Below are 19,335 nucleotides of genomic sequence, written 5' to 3' on the forward strand. Positions count from 1 at the left end.
ACCGATGAAGCTGTTAGTTACCGGCGGCGCCGGCTATGTCGGCAGCGTATGCGCGGCCGTCCTCGTTGAAAAAGGCCACGATGTCACCATCATCGACAATTTCTCTACCGGCAACCGCGAGGCCATCCCGGAGAAGGCGCGCCTTGTCGAAGGCGACGTGGCCGATGTCGCTCGTGAGGTGTTATCTGAGGGCGGTTTCGAAGGAGTCTTGCACTTCGCGGCCCGCTCCCTCGTGGGCGAATCTGTGGAGGCCCCGGCTGACTATTGGCAGCACAACGTGGTCACAACTCTAAAGCTGCTCAACGCTATGCGTGAATTCGAGGTCACCAACCTCGTCTTTTCCTCAACCGCTGCCACCTACGGTGAGCCGGCGCAAGTGCCGATCACGGAGACGATGCCCACCCAGCCGACGAACCCTTATGGCGCATCGAAGCTTGCCATCGACTACATGATTACTTCTTATGCCCAGGCCTATGGCTTGGGGGCGACTTCCCTGCGCTACTTCAACGTCGCCGGCGCCTACGGCGATATCGGAGAGAACCGCGAGGTGGAAACCCACCTCATTCCCCTTGTCCTGCAGGTAGCGCTGGGACATCGCGAAAAGATTTTCATCTTCGGCGATGACTACGACACCACCGATGGCACCGCAGTGCGCGATTACATCCACATTCGTGACTTGGCCGAAGCCCATGTCTTAGCGCTGGAGAGCAATGCCGCTGGCACCCACCGCATCTACAACCTGGGCTCCGGGGACGGCTACTCGGTCAAGCAGGTTATTGAGGCCTGCCGCGAAGTCACTGGACACCCCATCCCAGCAGAGCTTGCGCCGCGCCGCGCTGGTGACCCCGCGACGCTCGTGGCGTCCTCAGACAAGATTAAATCCGAGCTCGGATGGAACCCAGGCCGCACCGACTTGAAGACCATCGTCACGGATGCGTGGAATTTCACCCGGCAGCTCGGCGAGCGGGCTCACTCCGCTCGGCGCTAAGCGTCTTTTCTTTAGGCTCCTCCCCTAGGGCGGTGTCATAAGCCTTGAGCGCCCCTGTATGAATCGAATCACGTACCTTTTCATGCAGGCCATGGCGGTACGCTTGGCACAGCAGCGCCCCGAGGCGGTGGCTGGGAAACTCCTCCGTGACGAGCTGCAATGCTGGTCCGGCAAGGATATCCCACTCCTGCTCCAACTGCGCTAATGCGAAAAGGGTCAGCGCATTCGCCCGCAGCTCCCCGCTGAATGTGCGGGCCGCTGCGAGGAGAAGGTCCGCCCCGGATTCGCCTGCCTTCGCGCAGATATCTACTACGAGGTCGCGCGTCCACGTCGTCGCGAGCCACACTGCGCAGGTTTCCAGTAGCTTGCTGTCCTGTTCTGCTTCTTCCACCGATGCCACTTGGTCAAGCGCCCACTGGGCATCCTCAAGAAAGTGATCCAGCAGGTCTTTGCGCTTCTTTCCGTGCGCAACGGCCACCTGCTCGCGATATCGCGTTGCCGAATCGCGGGCTTGCTGCGCTAAGACTTTAGCTTCTTCAGCGTCGAGGTAGCTATTCCCCGGCGCAAAGACGGAAAAGAAATCCTCCCGGTTTAGCTCAGGTACCACATTGTGGTCGACGCAAGAGCGCATCGAGGGGGCGTCGGTTAGCGCCGGTATAGTCCCCTCAACCCACTTCTTCATCGGCCCGCTACCGTCCGCGTTGACGGTTCCATGCAGCAATATATAAGGCGCATTCTGGGTGATTTCCTGGGCATACCACGCGGCGTCGATCTCCACCCCATCCTCAGCACGGTCCAGGCCATAAAGCCAGTGGGACACTTCCCGCAGTTCGGTGAGAGGCTGCTTCGAGATGAGGAAGGCAAAGACACCTTCGCGGGCATGCTCCGCTAGTAGCGGTGCGATGTCTGTGATCGTTCCTTGGGCATCCGTGATGTCGACGCGAGCGAGCGGCCCCATGGCTGGGCCGCGTGGAGTGGTGTCGATGGCCATGAACACCACTGATTCGGTGGGATAGAAGCCTAAGAGGCCGGGGATGTTAGCGAGAAGATGACCTGGAGTTGTTATTGGTGGTGTACGGTCTGTGTGCGTTGAAAAAGTGTTCATACCCTGTAGCCTGAACCACCAACGGTAGCCACCGCTAGGGATACCCCGGCGCGCACGGCATATCTGTGGATAACAAGTCCGGACTGCCACTCAATCCATGGAAATCCACTGGGTTATCCACACCTTGGCAAAGGCAAGCCTGGAAGAAGTAATGACTATATGGCATGCTTGTACGATCAACACCAGTTCCCGCAGGCAGTCCCACATACGCAGCCTCCCGGGTTTGTGTTCTCCTTGGAGCACCATTTCAGCTGGGAATAGGCAGCAAGCCTTAAGCGTTGCATGACACAGAACGCTGATGAAGTCCGTACGCTCGTTAAGAAGCGCACGATGAGAAGGAGGAGTCACTACCATGCAGGAAGAACAGCGCCGCATGTATGAGCTGGAGTATCCCGCTCCAGTGATCAAGGATGATTCGACTCCAGACAACGGCCCCACGATGATCGTTGCTATGAATGGTTATGCCGACGCCGGACAAGCCGTCGAAGCCAGTGCCGATCACCTCAAGGCCGCTTTGGAAAACCGCCAGCTGGCCTCGTTTAACAATGACGAGCTCATTGATTACCGCTCGCGCCGCCCCGCCGTCACCATCGATCATGACCGCACGGTGGAGATTGAGAACACTGACTTGGGTATCAAGGTGCTGCGGGATAACTCTGGCACTCCATTCTTGCTTCTTTCGGGCCCTGAACCGGACTTGCGGTGGGAGGCCTTTACTGATGCGGTAGTGAACTTGGTGGAGAAATTCGATATCAAGAACACCATCATGCTCTACTCGGCCCCCATGCCGGTGCCGCACACCCGCCCCACTGTGGTAACAGCGCATGGCAATTCGCCGGAGCTCCTTAACTCAATGGTGCGCATGGAATCCACCATGATGGTCCCCGGCGCCGCCGCCCTGTATATCGAGCGAGCCTTGGACAAGAAGGGCCGCCGCGTTGCCGGGTACACCGCCCATGTTCCGCACTACTTGGCCGCCTCCCCGTACCCGTCGGCCACGCTGCGTCTTTTGGATTCGGTGGCAACCGCAGCTGGCCTCAACATCCCACTGGGCAGCTTGGAGGCAGACGTGACTCGCGTTAACCAGCAGTTGGAGGAGCAGGTTACCAACTCTGAGGAAATTGCAGGCGTGGTCCACCAGCTGGAGGAGCAGTACGACGCCTACATGGAGCGCTACCGCTCCCGCCACCCGCAGGCCATCATGCCTGGCGAAGAGCACATGCCTACTGGTGAGGAGATCGGAGCAGACTTTGAAGCTTTCCTGGCGGGCCTCGACGACAATCCGGATATCCTCTCCGAAGATATCGATGACCGCGAAGACAACTATGGGCGGGAGCAAGGACCCGGCTCGGATATGGACGATGACGTCTAATCGCAGTTAGATCTACCGCACGAACACAGGCACCGAGGACAGCCATCTGGGACTCCGGGGTGGAGGCCTAGTCCGCGGTGCTTTTCGCCTAAGGTGGGACGGGTGAACCTTTCTCAGATGTTGCCCGATCTCGCCGAAGTCCCCGAGTCGATGGTTGATGAGGCCATCTGGGACACATTTTTGTCCTGGACTTCTGGCCGTGGTATTTCGCTTTACCCAGCGCAGGAAGAAGCCTCCCTCGGCATTCTTGCCGGGGATAACGTCATCCTGGCAACTCCCACTGGTTCCGGCAAATCCATGGTGGCCAACGCCGCCCACTTCATTGCTTTGGCGCGCGGCCAGCGCAGCTTCTACACCGCACCCATCAAGGCCTTGGTGAGCGAAAAATTCTTCGCGCTCTGCGAGATTTTCGGCCCCGAGAACGTCGGCATGATGACCGGTGATGCCACGGTCAACGGCTCCGCTCCCATCATCGCCGCGACGGCTGAGATTGTGGCCAATATTGCGCTGCGTGATGGCGCGGAAGCCGCCATTGATCAGGTAATCATGGATGAGTTCCATTACTACTCCGAGCCTGATCGCGGCTGGGCCTGGCAGGTTCCGCTGTTGGAGCTACCGAAGGCCCAATTCTTGCTCATGTCCGCCACCTTGGGCGATACCGCCTGGCTGGAGAAGGATTTGACGGAGCGTACCGGCCGTACGACGACTCTGGTAGCGGGAACAACTCGCCCAGTGCCCCTCGACTTCTCTTATGTCTTTTCCGCGGTCCACGAAACCATCGAAGAATTGCTCGCCGATGGCAAGGCCCCTGTCTATGTCGTCCACTTCTCCCAGCGCGAGGCCTCAGAGCGCGCGCAGGCGTTGACTTCCCTGTCGAAGATCATCACCCCGGAGGAGAAGGAGGCCATTGCAGCTGAGCTCGCGGGCTTCCGCTTCACCACGACGTTTGGCAAAGACCTCTCTAAGCTTCTGCGTAAGGGAATCGGTGTGCACCACGCTGGTATGTTGCCGAAATATCGGCGCTTGGTTGAGCGCCTGGCCCAGAAGGGCCTTCTCAAGATTATTTGCGGCACCGATACTTTGGGCGTGGGCATCAACGTCCCCATTCGCACAGTCCTGATGACCGGCCTTGCCAAATATGATGGAACCCGCCAGCGCATTCTGAAGTCTCGCGAGTTTCACCAGATTGCCGGCCGCGCTGGCCGCGCCGGTTATGACACGGAAGGCACCGTCGTCGTGCAGGCGCCGGAGTATGAGATTGAGAACGCCAAGGCGCGGCGCCGTGTGGGCGATGACCCAGCAAGGCTCAAGAAGCTGAAAAAGAAGTCTGCGCGCGACGGTGAAGTGTCGTGGTCGGAACAGACTTACGCACGGCTTATCGACGCCGAACCGGAGCAACTAACGTCCCAATTCCGAGTGTCCAATTCCATGTTGCTCAACGTGCTCGCCCGGCACGGCAACGGCTACGAGCATCTCAAGCACCTGCTGCGCACCAGCCACAACACGCGTGCCCGCCAGAACGAGGACATCCTGACGGCATTGAGTCTGTTCCGGGGACTTCTCAATTCGGGCGTAGTGCAAAAGTCTACGAAGGGGCTCGATATCTACGGCCGTCCCTACCACGTCGTGCGAGAGATGCCGCGCGATTTCGCCCTCAACCAGCCTTTAGGACCCTTCGCGCTGGCAGCGCTCACCTTATTAGATCCAGAATCGGATACTTATGCACTCGACGTCATCTCTGTCTTTGAATCGGTGCTGGATGATCCTCGCCAGGTACTCATTGCCCAACAGAAGCAGCGGCGCGGTGAGGAAATCGCGGCGCTCAAGGCCGAGGGCGTGGACTATACCGAGCGCATGGCCATCGTGGAAGACATCACGTGGCCAAAGCCTCTGGAAGAGCTCCTCGAACAGTCCTATGAGACCTTCTGCCAGACCAACCCATGGGCGAAGGAGTTCGAGCTGCGGCCTAAGTCTGTAGTGCGCGACATGCTGGAGAGCGCCATGACTTTTTCCGATCTCGTCGCCACCTACGGTCTGGCCCGCTCGGAAGGCGTCATTTTGCGCTACCTGACCGATGCCTGGCGCACGCTCAAGCAGTCTATCCCTGCGGAGTTCCTCACAGAGGAACTCGAGGACATTATCGTCTGGCTCGGGGAGCTTATCCGCCAAGTCGATTCTTCGCTTGTCGACGAGTGGGCTGAGATGGCTGGCGAGGACTCCCCCATTTCCCAGGAAGATTTGGACCGCGAGTTGGCCTTCGGAGTCGAGGATCCCACCGCCTTGACCGCGAATCAGCGGGCTTTCAGCATCATGGTGCGCAACTACTTCTTCCGCCTTGCCCAACTCTTTGCGTTGGAGAAGGAAGAGCGCTTGGCAGACCTGTTGGACTACTTGGAGGAGATTCCTGACTTTAGCCGTGCCCTCGATGACTACTTCGATGACTACGATGACATTGACACTGGGCCAGCGGCTAGAGGCCAGGAATACTTCCTCCTGGACAAGGGCGACGCAGGTTCGGGCGCTCGTGGCGTTGGCGGCTCGCGGTCGTGGACCGTGCGTCAGATCCTTAAGGACCCAGAGGGTGATAATTCCTATCAGCTCGTTGGCACCGTAGATCTCGATGCCTCCGATGAAGCCGGGGAGGTACGGCTATCCGAGCTGCGCGTGGAGTACTAGGGCGCATAAGCAGGGACTATTAATACCCCCTTTCTGAATTAATATTTTCTACACACCGCATATTATGCGTATGATTGGGGGATGAGTACGCCACAGCAGATAGACGAACGCAAGCTTTCCCCTATCCCTCACGCCAGCGCAGCGCCTGCGGCCGAGCGCCTCACCCCCGGCTCCTTCACCATGAAGGTCCTCAACGGCATCTCCATCGCCGTCGTTGTGTCGCTCGTCCCACAAGCACTGCTCGGTGAATTAGCCAAGGCGCTACTCCCTTTGTGGTCCGGCGCAGCCACCGTCATTGCACTGACGGGCTTAGCCGCAAGCCTCTTGCCGGTAATGATTGGTGTCCTCGTGGGCATCGAATTCAAGATGACCCCCATCCAGACTGCTGCGGTCGGCATTGCTTCCTTCTGCGGCTCAGGCGTGGCCACTGTTAATCCCGAAGGCGGTTTCTTCCTCAAAGGCACCGGTCTTGTTATCAACTCAGGCCTTACAGCAGCCATAGCAGTGGGATTATTGCTCTTTATCGGCGACAGGCTGAAGAATTACTCTATTTTGTTGCTATCCACCATCGTGACGCTGGTGGCGGGCACCATCGGTTGGGCTGTCACCTTCCCCATCGTCAAGGTCTTCACTCTTTGGCTGGGCAACTTGGTCAATGGGGCAACTACCTTGCAGCCGGTTCTCATGGGTGTTGTCCTCGCCGTCCTTTTCGCCATCATGATTGTCTCTCCAGTCTCCACAGTCGGCATTGCCACTGCCATCTTCATTGACGGCATCGCCTCCGGTACCGCGAACCTGGGCGCCGTCGCCGCTGGGTTCACACTCCTCGTTGCCGGCTGGCGCGTCAACGGCTTCGCCACCTCTATCCTGCATGTTTTGGGTTCCCCGAAGGTGCAAATGGCCAACATGCTATCCAAGCCAGTCACCTTCCTGCCCGTGATATGCTCCGCTGCCGTGCTGGGCGGCGTCGGTGGCGCTTTAGGAATCTCCGGCACCCCTATCTCTGCTGGCTTTGGCATCTCCGGCCTCATGGGCCCACTGGCAGCCCTCAATTACGAAGGCTGGGGTTGGAGCGCCAGCAACGTGATGATTATTACCTTCGTTTATGTCATCCTTCCCCTCGCCCTTGCGCTGCTCTTTTGCTGGCTCTTTGAAAAGGTTCTGCACCTGACTAGGGCTGAGTACTTTTCTCTCGACTTTAAGTAGGTATCCGGGGAGTACAGTGGGGACCGCTATGAACGAACAGAACACCCCGCCCACCGGCATCCGCCTCGCAGGCGTTCATTTTGAGACGCACGAAGACGCCGTCACCGTGCATTGGCTCCTTGGAGGAATGCCCCACCACCGTGACGTCGTGTTCACCCTGCACACCCTCGATCTGGAGCTCACCGCTCACTTCGAACAAGAGCAGCTCACGTCGATGGAAATCTCTTCCTTCGGCGAGGACACCAGGGACGCCCACCGTCGGGTTGATTACCCCTACGAGTACACCCCGGAAGAGTTGACTGTTACCCTCCCCACCGCTCATTTCAACCTCTCGGAAGAAGTGTTTACCATGGCTCTTTCCGTGGACGGTGCGGCATGCGGTGAATGGACCGGCACTATAATCTAAGCCTTCACTCTCTGCATTCAGCTAAGCCTACACACGCTTTACAAGGCCCTGACCAGCGGCGATACTGGAACATAAGAAGTTCTCTAGACAACTGCGAAAGCACTAGAGAGCCACGCATATTCTGGTATCCAAGGAGCTGGCAATGCCACAACATATCAGCGAACCCCACGGAGCCTCACACAACGCTCGTCTGAACTCTCTTCGCGCAGGTGTACTTGGGGCTAACGACGGCATCGTCTCCGTCGCGGCACTTCTACTTGGCGTCGTTGGTTCTGGGGCGTCGGCAAGCGCCATCCTCACCGCCGGCCTAGCCGCAACGGTGTCGGGCGCTGCCTCCATGGCACTCGGAGAATATGTCTCTGTTTCGGCACAACGCGACTCCGAGCGCATGATGATAGACAAGGAGACCCGCGAGCTGGCAGATCTCCCCGAGCAAGAGCATGCCGAGCTCGTTTCTATGCTCGCCAGCTACGGCATGCATACCGAAACCGCGGATACTGCCGCCCGCGAGATCGCTGCCGAAGATAGACTTCTCGAGGCACACCTTCGACTGGAGATGGGCATTGATGGCGAAGACCTGACAAATCCTTGGCACGCCGCGTTGTGGTCGGCCGTATCCTTCCTTGCCGGCGCCGCACTCCCCCTGTTATCAATCTTCCTCGCACCCATGAGCATGGCTGCAGCAACAGTCGCCATTGTTACCCTGATCGCCCTGGCAATCACGGGCTACGTTTCGGCACGCCTCGCTGACACGGATGCCGCGCGCTCCGTCTGCCGCCTGGTTATCGGTGGTGCGCTCGGCTTAGCCATCACCTATGGCATCGGCGTAGCCTTCGGCGGGGTCATCGGCTAGCCCATGCTAGGACACTTTCCTCTGCCCCAGGTCCGGGCCCAAGCCGACAATGCACAAAGTCCCACTCACCGCAGTGCGAGCGGTGAGTGGGACTGCTTAACTGCGCTTGGGAAAGCGCACTGAGTCATTTACTCAGCGGAGCGTACGGCTTCGGCCTGGAGCGCTTGTGCAACGGCCTCAACCACACCAGCGACCTTGATGCCTTCCCAAATCTGCTCCTTGGTCACGCCTTCCTCGAGGAGAGTATTAGCGTGTGCGGACAGGCAGTGCTCGCAGCCGTTGATGGCGGAGACGACGGTGCTCCACAGCTCGAACGTAGCCTTGTCTACGCCAGGCTTAGCAATGATATTCATGCGCAGACCAAACTTGACCTGGGCAAAATCATCACCCAACCAGCTCTTTGCGCGGTAGGCCACGTTGTTCATAGCCATCACCGTGGCGGAGCCGAGAGCTGCGTCAATTGCCTCCTCGCTGAGGTGCTCGCGAGCTTCCTCAAGAATCTCCGACAGCACCAGGTCATTGCGGGTCGCAGCGGCGGCAGCAACCAAGCTGCCCCACAGCTGCTCCTCATTCAGCTCGGTGCTACGCGTAAGGGAACCAATGTTGAGCTTCTGATCCTTGGCATATGCCGGAAGCGCGGACTTCAGATTTTCGATGGACACTGATCTAACTCCTTTAAGGTTGGGCGGTTGTGCTTAGTGCTGTTTTACAGAGCGGACTTAACAACCTCGAGCTTGTCGATGTTCTTGGTCGGGTCATTAGCCTCCCAGTTGCAGGCACAGACCTCTTCAGACTGCAGGGCGTCCAGCACGCGCAGAACTTCATCTACGTTGCGGCCGACAGCATCCGGAGTCACGGACACGAACTGGATAACACCGTCCGGGTCGATGATGAAGGTAGCGCGGTCAGCAACACCGTCGGCGTTTTCCACACCGAGGGCACGGATCAGGTCGTGGCGAATATCAGAGAACATCGGGAACGGAACTTCCTTCAGCTCCGGATGGGTTGCACGCCAGTTGAAGTGCGCGAACTCGTTATCGGTGGAGCCGCCAAGAACCTGGGTATCGCGGTCCAGGAATTCCTCGTTCAGCTTGCCAAAGGCCGCAATTTCAGTCGGGCAGACGAAGGTGAAGTCCTTCGGGTAGAAGAACACGACCTTCCACATTCCCTGGTACTTGTCCAGAGATACCTGCTCGAAGTAGTCCTCCGGCTGGTTAGCGTTGACGTCGTGGAGGTCGCCACCCTTCAGCGCGGTCAGCTCGAACTCCGGGAACTTCTCACCAACGGTCAAGATAGGCATAGAAGACTCATCTCCTTCAATAGTCACAACAATGCACAAAAGTGATGCAAATCTCTACGACCGCACACCACTTTGCCTTTTGGCTGGTACGCAGTCGCTCGCTTGTTAAGTATGCCACGGAAGGCTTGGCACGTCAATAGGCTCCACGAATTAGAGATGTTAGAGTTATAGGCATGAACAATAAGGAGTATCGCCCAACCCTCGCCCAGTTGCGCACCTTCGTCACGATTGCGGAAAACAAGCACTTTGGAACCGCAGCCGCCAAACTCGATATCTCCCAACCTTCGCTCTCCCAGGCCCTCGTCGCACTCGAGCAAGGTTTGGGAGTACAGCTGATCGAACGCTCGACCCGCAAGGTCATCGTGACGTCCACAGGTGAAGCGCTACTGCCTTATGCCAAGGCAGCACTCGAAGCTTCCGATGCTTTCCTCAGCCAAGCGCGCGGCGCTAGCGGCACGCTTACCGGCCCCCTCACTATCGGCATCATCCCCACCATCGCGCCCTATATTTTGCCGGGGATACTGCAGTCCATCAGCGAGACCTATCCCGATTTAGAACCCCGCTTCGTCGAGGAACAGACCCAGCACCTGCTGGACAAGCTGCGCGAGGGCAACCTGGACCTGGCCATTGTTGCTCTGCCCACCGAAGCCCCCGGAATGGTGGAGATTCCTCTCTACAGCGAGGCCTTCACCGCAGTCACCCCGGCAGAGCACCCACTTGCGGGTCGAAAGGATCTCACGCTCGAGGATCTAGGGCACCTTGATCTGCTCCTGCTTGACGACGGCCACTGTCTCCGCGACCAAGTCCTCGACCTGTGCCGCCGCGCGAAGGTCAATCCCTCCGAAGCCACCAATGCCGTCACTCGAGCCTCATCGCTGACTACTATCTTGCAGCTGGTCATGGGAAACCTCGGCGCCACTCTCGTCCCCGAGTCCGCCCTGGCAACGGAATGCCAGAATCCGCGGCTCTCCGTCGCACACTTTGCCCCTTCTGTCACGGCGGAGCGGCACGTGGGGCTTGTCTTCCGCTCTTCCGCTGCCCGTGCCGATGAGTTCAGCGCTTTCGGGACCTTGGTCACCGCTGCCTTCCACGACGCCGCGGAGCGTTCCCGGACACTTTTCACGGCCTCCTAACTGTTCCCCAGCTCCAGCATCAGAGCTAAAGAAGACGACAACGCCGCCCCTAACTCACCTCATGAAGTCAGGGGCGGCGTTGCATATCGATTCGACAGCTTAAGCCTTAGGCTGCAGGAGCATAGCGACCCTGGCACTGGCGGCACAGGTGTGCGGTTGCCAGCTGCAGTGCCGGCGCGATGATGATCAGTGCCAAGCCCAGGGTGATGAGGGAGGCGAAAGCCATCAGACCGGACAGGACAATGAACAGCAAGATGTGACCGTAGTTTTCCTTGCCCAGCTTCAGACCCTGGGAGAAAGCCTCACCAACGGAGGAGCTATCGGCTGCCAACCACGGCATGAGAGTGAAGAAGGGCTGAATGAACAGCGCAATCAGCATGACGATGATGACTCCGCCGAAGATAGAGCCAACGAGTGCAAAAATATCATTTTCACTGAGCTGCTCTGGGTTCTGGAGGTCCACACCTGCCACACCACCGAGGCCCACCATAAGCAGGCCGACGATGACAATCACCAAGACAATCGCACCAAGAATGCCCAAGACGATGTTCACCACGAGCGGCGGTACCCAGCGAACACCCTGGAACAGGGTGCCCCATGTGGGGCTCGGCTTGTCGATTTCACGGTAGGCCAAACGATAAACAACCAGAGCAATGACAAAGGACAGGATGGACACCGCGAAGGAGAAGAGGTCCAACATAATGGAGGTCTCCGCCCCATCGGCGTTCTGCGCACCAACGCTGATTCCAATTTGTGGAACAAACTGAATAGCAAACACGACGACGGCGCCCAGCACCCACAAAAGTGCGTTACTGAGCGCGGCTTTGAAACCCCACTTGATAGCTTCGATAGCGCTGACCGGACCGGTGTAGGCCGGGCCGGCGCCTGGGCCTGGGCCTTCGTAGCTGGAGTCGCTTCCATAGCCCGCACCAGCGTAGCCTGGCTGGCCAGCCTCGTACCCACCATAGGACTGGGAGCCGTAGGCGCCGCCGCCATAATTGCCGTAGCTGCTGGACTGGCCGAAGCCAGCCTGATCTTCTGGGTGAGAAGTAGGCTCGTATTTGGGAAGTCCGCCGTTGTTTCCGGAGGAGTCGCCGGAGTTATGAGCCGGGTTGCTGCCAAAGCCCCGGTTGGAGCCGTTATCCTCCGGATTCGATTCAAAAGGATTAGTCATAATTCATACCCTTCATTGATTAGTGTTCACGCAATAAACACGAGGGTACCAATATCTCCACCTCGACCTGTGAGCGAATAGCCTTCCGAGTAGACTTTTAGGTCGATTATGACTGCTACTCGCGAAGACCTTTACGGCGCTCTCACTTCGGTTTCCTTGAGTGATGAGCGCGCTTTCCGCCGTCGCCTGCGCAAGGCCCGCTCCCCCAAGGCCCTGAATGCCATTGGAGCTGATATCGCAGCCGCCCAAGACAAGGTGCGCACCATCGATGCGCATGTACCACCCATTACCTACCCCGAACAGCTTCCCGTCACTGGGCGCCGCGATGATATAGCTGAAGCTATCGAGAATAATCAGGTAGTCATCATCGCCGGTGAGACTGGTTCGGGAAAGACCACCCAGATTCCCAAAATCTGTTTGGAGCTCGGCCGCGGGCGTCGAGGGCTCATTGGGCATACTCAGCCACGACGTTTGGCAGCGCGCACGGTTGCTGAGCGCATTGCAGAAGAGCTTGACCAATCCATCGGGGACTCAGTCGGCTATGCCATCCGCTTCGATGACCGAGTCTCCTCCACCACCGCTGTAAAACTCATGACGGACGGCATCTTGCTGGCAGAAATGCAGCGTGACCGCTTCCTCAACGCCTATGACACGATCATCATCGATGAGGCGCACGAGCGTTCGCTCAACATTGACTTCCTTCTCGGGTACCTCAAAAGGCTGCTGCCCAAGCGCCCCGACCTAAAGGTGATCATCACCTCCGCCACCATTGATCCGGAACGCTTCGCCAAGCACTTCGCTGACGCTCACGGTGAACCAGCGCCGATCATCGAGGTATCGGGGCGTACCTATCCCGTGGAGATCCGCTACCGCCCGCTCGAGGTCGAATCAGGTGGCAAGACCATCGACCTCGATCCCTTGGACGCCCTCTGCGAAGCCATCGAAGAACTCATGGTCGAAGGCGAAGGAGACATTCTGTGCTTCTTCCCGGGCGAGCGCGATATCCGCGACGCCATGGAAGCCATCGAAGGGCGCCATTGGCGCAACGTGGAGGTCACTCCGCTCTTCGGACGACTGTCCAACCAGGAACAACATCGCGTCTTCCGCTCGCACCGCGGCCGCCGAATCGTGCTCTCTACCAACATCGCTGAGACCTCATTGACGGTGCCTGGCATTCGCTATGTCGTCGACACGGGCACCGCGCGCATCTCGCGCTATTCCACTCGCACCAAGGTGCAAAGACTGCCCATTGAGCCGATCTCCCAAGCAAGCGCTAACCAGCGCTCAGGCCGATGTGGTCGCGTTGCCGATGGCATTGCCATCCGCCTCTACAGTGAACAGGACTTCCTCTCCCGGCCAGAATTCACCGACCCCGAAATCCTGCGCACCAACCTGGCCAGCGTCATCCTGCAAATGATCTCGTTGCGCCTCGGTGATATCGCCGACTTCCCCTTCGTTCAATCCCCCGAACCGAAGGCCGTGCGCGATGGTCTGCTCCTCCTCCACGAATTGGGCGCACTCGAGGGCAAAGAAAAAGATGGGCTGCCGGTACTGACCCGAATTGGACGCAATCTTGCCCGCATTCCCGTGGATCCGCGCATGGCCCGCATGCTCGTTGAAGCCAACACCTCCGGATGCCTCCACGACGTCATGGTCATTGTCGCCGCGATGACAATCCAGGATGTGCGCGAGCGGCCTACCGACAAGCAAGCGCAGGCTGACCAAGCCCATGCTCGTTTTAAAGACAAGTCTTCAGACTTTATGGCAATGCTCAACCTGTGGGACTTTGTCCAAGAAGCTCGCGAGGAGATGAGCGGCAATGCTTTCCGCAAACGGATGAAGGCCGATTTCCTGCACTATATGCGCATCCGCGAGTGGTTCGACCTGGTGCGGCAGCTGCGGGACGTCACCAAGCAGCTCGGGTGGAACGCTCAAGAGGGCACCGAACGGCGCCCCGATGACATCCACATGTCGTTGCTCTCTGGCCTGCTGTCCAACATCGGCGCACGTGACGGTAACTCCAAGGAGTTCATTGGCGCGCGCAATACCCGCTTCCTTGTTTTCCCGGGATCAGCGCTCGCAAAGAAGCCACCGGAGTTCCTCATGGCAGCCGAGCTGGTGGAAACCTCGCGACTGTGGGCACGCGATGTTGCCGCCATCGACGCGGCCTGGGTGGAAAAACTGGCGAAGGATCTGTTGAAACACAACTATTCCGATCCAACATGGTCACGGAAGCGTGGCTCAGCGGTCGTTACCCAACGCTCGACGTTGTACGGCGTCACCGTGGTCGCAGACCGGTCGGTGCCCTACCACCGCGTCGATCCTGCGGCGGCACGCGATATGTTCATTCGCAATGCGCTTGTCGACGGCGAATGGACCACCCACCATCACTTCTTCCACGACAACAAGCGCAAGCTTGCCGAGGCCTCCGAGTATGAGGAGAAGGCCCGTCGGCGCGGCCTCGTGGTGGATGAAGACACGCTCTTCGACTTCTATGACCAGCGGATCCCCGAGTCTGTCACCACTGCCCGTCACTTCGATTCTTGGTGGAAGAAACAGAAGAACAAGCACTCTTTGGACTTCGACCCGGAAGCACTCCTCGAAGAGGACCACGCTGTTACTGAAGAGGCTTTCCCCGACCGATGGCTGAAGGGAAGCATCGACTACGACCTCTCTTATAAATTTGAACCCGGTGACCCCCTCGATGGTGTCACGCTCATGGTCCCTGTCCCCCTCCTTGCGGGATTGGACTCCGAGGGCTTCGACTGGCTCGTACCCGGCCTGCGGCTAGAGCTGGTAACGGAGCTGATTCGCTCACTCCCGAAGGCTCTTCGGCGCACTGTGGTTCCAGCACCCGAATTCGCTGAACGAGCGCTGCCCAAGCTTGTGCCCTATGAAGGCGCACTCACTGAGCAACTCGCTGCTGTTCTGCAAGAAATGGGCGGCCAAGGCATCAACGCAGGGGATTTCCGCCCCGACCAGCTCCCTCCGCACCTGCGCATGAACTACGCGGCAGTGGACAAACGAGGAAAGGTCATCGATTCCGATCGGGACTTGAAGGCGCTCGTGCAACGCCAAGCCGGGCATATCTCGTCCTCCGTCTCGCGTGTTGGCCGGGCAGCTGAATCCACCGCCGTCAAGGAATGGTCAAAGGACACTCTGGGCGCTATCGATGAAGAGGTAACCACTGTCGTTGATGGGCACGAGGTCACCGCCTATCCAGCACTCGTAGCAACGAAGGAAGGCGTCGCTCTCAAGGTGCACCCGACAAAAGCGGCTGCCGACGCCTCCATGATCACCGCCACCCTCACCTTGTTGCTTCGGGAAATCTCCGTGAGTGCACAACAGATGGTCAAGGGCTTACCGCTACAGCAGCGGGTAGCTGTCGACTCCTACCCACACGGCGGAGCCGAAGGGTTGGTCAACGATGCACGAGTAGCCGCAGTGCGCGACATCATGATGGACAAGGGAGGGCCCGTAAGAACTCCTGAGGAATTTACCGCCTTGCTGAACGCCGTAAAGCCTGAGGTCCCGGGGCGTGTGCGTCAGGCGGTGGTGGCCATTGCCCCAGGGTTGGCAGAGTACTCCAACCTCAACGCAGAGCTGAAGCACTGGGAGGGGCCGGCAATCGATGATATTCGCGCTCAGCTCGACTTCCTATTGCCACCGCACGCCATCACCGTGCATGGAATCCAGCACTTGCGCCACCTACCGCGCTATATCCAGGCTGCACGTATCAGGCTTGATGATATGAACCTGGATCCAGATCGTGACGCTGACCGCCAGGCAGATGTCGACGAGGCCAAGGCCTACCTGAATAATCGTTTGCGCTCCTTGCCTGCAGGCCGCGAGAAGACGCGTGAAGTTAAGGAGATCTTGTGGATGATCGAGGAGTTGCGCGTATCGCTCTTCGCGCAACGCCTAGGAACCGCTCATGCGGTGTCTGTTCGGAGAATCCAAAAGGCCGCGGATAAATTGCGCTAGAAGCTAAGGCCGCGGATAAATTGCGCTAGAAGCTATCGCGGTCACGCCGACGCATCAGGCGGATTTCCGATTCGAAGTCGTCTGCGCTTTCGAAAGACTTGTATACGGAGGCGAAGCGCAGGTAGGCGACCTCATCGAGATCGCGGAGAGGCTCCAAGATGGCAAGGCCGATGTCGTTGGCATTGACTTGGGAAGACCCATGACTGCGCACGGTCTCCTCGACTTCTTGTGCAAGCTTCTTCAGAGCATCATCACTTACATCACGCCCTTGGCACGCGCGTTTGACGCCGCGAATCAGCTTGTCGCGGCTGAAGGGCTCCGCTAAGCCATTGCGCTTGACTACCGACAGGACCGCCTTTTCGATCGTGGTAAAACGGCCTTTACATGCGGCGCATTCGCGACGCCGCCGGATTGAGGTTCCACTATCAATCACGCGCGAATCGATGACTCGTGACTGTTCATTGTGACAAAACGGGCAATACATAGTGTCGTAACCTTCCTCTCCGCCGATGCGCCTTGCTTCCCCGGCCCAAGGAATTCTAGCGCGAAGTTGCCTCCGCGGTAGCTGAAGCACCATTGTTACTAGGAACCTCACTATCGATGCTGAGGCCACCCCACACTGTTCCAATAAAGACTGCAGCGCCAAAGACCGCGCCCAAAACATAGTTACCTACGTTCGACCCTCCACGCCGGCTCCGCGACACACTCCGCGGGGAAGAAACACAGGATGGTGCCGAGCTGATCGTGCGCCCCTGTGTTCTACCCTCCGAAGAGAGCGTTCGAACAACAGACGAGCCACGAGAAGAAGTAGGTGATAATTCATGGGTTCGCACCTGGCGCTGCACAGGATCCCAAATTGCCGCCGGAGGGACCAGCACTGCCGTGTTGCGAGGCTTCCGACGAACATCCCTACGCAGTACAGAGGCATTATTGAGAGCGATAGCCATGACGGCTCCTTTCTAGTTCTTCCTTCTCCATCGACGCAATATCCGAAGTATAAGAATCCAGGCAGACACTTTCGAACATCACCATCGACCAACCGTTCGATTTAGCGTGTATGTTCGATTTATAGCACCGTCTCGAAAATTTGTCCACAATTCGGCGACGCCAGTCGAACATTTTTTCCTGTCGTGCTAAAAAGGAAAGCGGAAGCACCACCGGCAGTCCCATACATGCCTGGCACGCCAAAGCCTCAACCACGAATGTGCACATCGCAATAGTTTTAGGAGAAAGAATGGCCCGCAAATCCAAGCGAAGCGACCACCCTTCCCTCGACACCCTGTCCGCCCGCCAGCGCCGCATCCTGGAGGTTATCCATGATGCCGTAATGCTCCGCGGATACCCGCCAAGCATTCGTGAGATCGGTGATGCCACCGGCCTACAGTCCACATCATCCGTGGCCTACCAGCTGAAGCAGCTTGAGGAGAAGGGCTTCCTGCGCCGCGATCCAAACAAGCCGCGCGCCGTTGATGTCCGCCACTTCCCCGGTGCCGAAGACTCGAAGAAGCCCGGCCGCAAGACAAGCCAGGCAAACAAGTCTCCGGATCTTTCCACCCCCGATATCCCTGAGGACGCAGCGACGCCGAACTATATCCCTGTTGTCGGCCGCATTGCCGCAGGTTCCCCAATTACCGCCGAAGAAAACGTTGACGCTTATTTCCCTATGCCGGGCGAAATCCTTGGCAGCGGCGAACTTTACATGCTGCAGGTCGTGGGCGATTCTATGCAGGACGCCGGAATCCTCAACGGCGATTGGGTGATTATTCGCTCACAATCCGTCGCAGAGGAAGGCGAGTTCGTCGCCGCTCTCCTGGACGGCGAAGAAGCTACCGTAAAGGAATTTCACCGCGACTCTTCCGGCGTCTGGCTTCTCCCCCATAATGATGCCTACTCCCCCATCAAGGGCGACGAAGCTGAGATCATGGGCAAGGTAGTGTCAGTTTTCCGCAAGCTCTAGGAATCATCACTTCGCAGCCACCCCCAGGGCCCTACCCACCCCGCAGTGCCAGTCCACTCGGTGCGGGCGTAAAGGGCCGGGGGATTGTTTCTTTCTACCCCCTTGTGTGTGTACATGCCCGATTCCTACCGCTTTAGCGTCCGACATCACACATTTGCATATGTGCAGGTTATAACTGAATTTTTACACTAAGACGGTAATCGCAATGTGAGTTTTTCTTTGTTTCGTTCCGTTTTCTTCACATTCAGTGGGACAATAGAAGCATCGCCGCAACATTCGTTGCTCTTTTCGTTCACACGCCCCAGCCCCGTTTCCTTTCCGCGGCGGGCGCAGTGACCACCACAGGCAGACTTCACCGGGAGGAACTATGTACGCAGAAGAGCGTCGCCGACAAATTGCCTCATTGACCGCCGTCGAAGGCCGTGTCAATGTCACCGAACTTTCTGAACGCTTCGATGTTACCGCTGAGACGATTCGCCGCGATCTCGCGGTTTTGGACCGGGAAGGAGTCGTGCACCGAGTCCATGGTGGTGCGGTTGCCTCCCAATCCTTCCAAACCGCGGAGTTAACCCTTGATACCCGTCAACGCTCGGCCACGGGCGCCAAGATGGCCATTGCGCGCGCTGCACTGGAACAGCTTCCCGATGGCGGCAGCATCTTCCTCGACGCCGGCACCACGACGAATGCGCTTGCTGATCTCATTGGCCAGCGCTATTCGGCAGGTCAGTTCAGCATCGTCTCCAACAGCCTGCCGATCGCCCTTTCGCTAGCCAGCAACGGGGTATCCGAAGTCCAGCTCCTTGGCGGTACAGTACGGGCAATTACCCAGGCCGTGGTTGGTGATACCGCCCTTCGCACCATGGCGCTCATGCGTGCCGACGTGGCTTTTGTCGGCACCAACGCACTGACCATTGATCACGGTCTCTCAACGGCAGACTCGCAAGAGGCTGCGATCAAGTCCGCTTTCGTCACCAATGCGCACCGCGTCGTCGTACTGTGCGATTCTTCAAAGCTGGGCAATGACTACCTCGTGAGCTTTGCGTCCCTCGATGAAATTGATGTCGTTATCACCGATGCCGGCGCGCCCGCTTCCTACGTTGAAGCGCTGCGTGAGCACGGCATTGAGGTGATCATTGCTGCAGAGAAGTAGGCGCTTTAGCCCCTAGATCGTTTCAGGAGGT

The 19,335-nt window shown here is 58.3% G+C and carries 15 protein-coding genes; 10 read left to right on the forward strand and 5 right to left on the reverse strand.

From position 1 onward, the window contains the following. Window positions 1-4 precede the first annotated feature (4 nt). Complete coding sequence (galE, locus tag HMPREF2781_RS06995; RefSeq protein ID WP_070446757.1) at window positions 5-988, forward strand: UDP-glucose 4-epimerase GalE; 984 nt, start codon at window positions 5-7, stop codon at window positions 986-988. Here the strand turns inward: galE and HMPREF2781_RS07000 are convergent. Next, window positions 945-2,093 (reverse strand): DUF4192 domain-containing protein, encoded by a 1,149-nt coding sequence (locus tag HMPREF2781_RS07000; RefSeq protein ID WP_070644935.1) that lies wholly within the window; start codon window positions 2,091-2,093, stop codon window positions 945-947. The genes galE and HMPREF2781_RS07000 overlap by 44 nt on opposite strands. 352 nt (window positions 2,094-2,445) lie before the next feature. Between HMPREF2781_RS07000 and HMPREF2781_RS07005 the strand changes: the two genes are divergently transcribed. From HMPREF2781_RS07005 to HMPREF2781_RS07025, 5 genes are all read left to right on the forward strand, one after another. Then, complete coding sequence (locus HMPREF2781_RS07005; RefSeq protein WP_070446755.1) at window positions 2,446-3,465, forward strand: PAC2 family protein; 1,020 nt, start codon at window positions 2,446-2,448, stop codon at window positions 3,463-3,465. A gap of 102 nt (window positions 3,466-3,567) precedes the next feature. Then, on the forward strand, window positions 3,568-6,141 hold the full coding sequence (locus tag HMPREF2781_RS07010) for a DEAD/DEAH box helicase (protein WP_070644937.1): 2,574 nt from the start codon (window positions 3,568-3,570) through the stop codon (window positions 6,139-6,141). A gap of 180 nt (window positions 6,142-6,321) precedes the next feature. After that, window positions 6,322-7,347, forward strand: coding sequence for a PTS sugar transporter subunit IIC (locus HMPREF2781_RS07015; RefSeq protein ID WP_371325764.1), 1,026 nt, complete (start codon window positions 6,322-6,324; stop codon window positions 7,345-7,347). A 28-nt stretch (window positions 7,348-7,375) separates the two neighbouring features. Further along, window positions 7,376-7,753 carry a hypothetical protein gene (locus tag HMPREF2781_RS07020; protein WP_070527229.1) on the forward strand — a complete coding sequence of 126 codons (378 nt, stop codon included), beginning with the start codon at window positions 7,376-7,378 and terminating at the stop codon, window positions 7,751-7,753. A gap of 142 nt (window positions 7,754-7,895) precedes the next feature. After that, on the forward strand, window positions 7,896-8,606 hold the full coding sequence (locus HMPREF2781_RS07025) for a VIT1/CCC1 transporter family protein (protein WP_070527225.1): 711 nt from the start codon (window positions 7,896-7,898) through the stop codon (window positions 8,604-8,606). A gap of 128 nt (window positions 8,607-8,734) precedes the next feature. Here the strand turns inward: HMPREF2781_RS07025 and HMPREF2781_RS07030 are convergent, their stop codons facing one another. Together HMPREF2781_RS07030 and HMPREF2781_RS07035 are read right to left on the reverse strand one after the other, a co-directional pair. Beyond that, window positions 8,735-9,268, reverse strand: coding sequence for an alkylhydroperoxidase, AhpD family (locus tag HMPREF2781_RS07030; RefSeq protein ID WP_070446750.1), 534 nt, complete (start codon window positions 9,266-9,268; stop codon window positions 8,735-8,737). Between the two features lie 44 nt (window positions 9,269-9,312). Next, entirely contained in the window at window positions 9,313-9,906 is a 594-nt protein-coding gene (locus tag HMPREF2781_RS07035; protein ID WP_010190254.1) for a peroxiredoxin, read from the reverse strand. A 173-nt stretch (window positions 9,907-10,079) separates the two neighbouring features. Between HMPREF2781_RS07035 and HMPREF2781_RS07040 the strand changes: the two genes are divergently transcribed. Further along, on the forward strand, window positions 10,080-11,039 hold the full coding sequence (locus tag HMPREF2781_RS07040) for a hydrogen peroxide-inducible genes activator (protein WP_070644939.1): 960 nt from the start codon (window positions 10,080-10,082) through the stop codon (window positions 11,037-11,039). A 106-nt stretch (window positions 11,040-11,145) separates the two neighbouring features. Here the strand turns inward: HMPREF2781_RS07040 and HMPREF2781_RS07045 are convergent, their stop codons facing one another. Further along, a complete protein-coding gene (locus HMPREF2781_RS07045) occupies window positions 11,146-12,213 on the reverse strand; it encodes a hypothetical protein (protein ID WP_070446748.1) in 1,068 nt (355 codons plus the stop codon). A 108-nt stretch (window positions 12,214-12,321) separates the two neighbouring features. On the opposite strand from HMPREF2781_RS07045, the gene hrpA reads away from it, so the two are divergent. Next, entirely contained in the window at window positions 12,322-16,197 is a 3,876-nt protein-coding gene (gene hrpA, locus HMPREF2781_RS07050) for an ATP-dependent RNA helicase HrpA (protein WP_070644941.1), read from the forward strand. Window positions 16,198-16,222: 25 nt separating this feature from the next. On the opposite strand, the gene nrdR is transcribed toward hrpA, so the two are convergent. Beyond that, complete coding sequence (nrdR, locus tag HMPREF2781_RS07055) at window positions 16,223-16,681, reverse strand: transcriptional regulator NrdR (RefSeq protein WP_010190258.1); 459 nt, start codon at window positions 16,679-16,681, stop codon at window positions 16,223-16,225. 750 nt (window positions 16,682-17,431) lie between these two features. On the opposite strand from nrdR, the gene lexA reads away from it, so the two are divergent. Both lexA and HMPREF2781_RS07065 read left to right on the forward strand, forming a co-directional pair. Then, entirely contained in the window at window positions 17,432-18,154 is a 723-nt protein-coding gene (gene lexA, locus HMPREF2781_RS07060; RefSeq protein WP_070644943.1) for a transcriptional repressor LexA, read from the forward strand. A gap of 367 nt (window positions 18,155-18,521) precedes the next feature. Continuing rightward, entirely contained in the window at window positions 18,522-19,304 is a 783-nt protein-coding gene (locus HMPREF2781_RS07065) for a DeoR/GlpR family DNA-binding transcription regulator (RefSeq protein ID WP_070446745.1), read from the forward strand. The last annotated feature ends 31 nt before the right edge of the window (window positions 19,305-19,335 follow it).

Source organism: Corynebacterium sp. HMSC062A03 (assembly GCF_001811145.1).
Lineage (GTDB): Bacteria > Actinomycetota > Actinomycetes > Mycobacteriales > Mycobacteriaceae > Corynebacterium > Corynebacterium aurimucosum.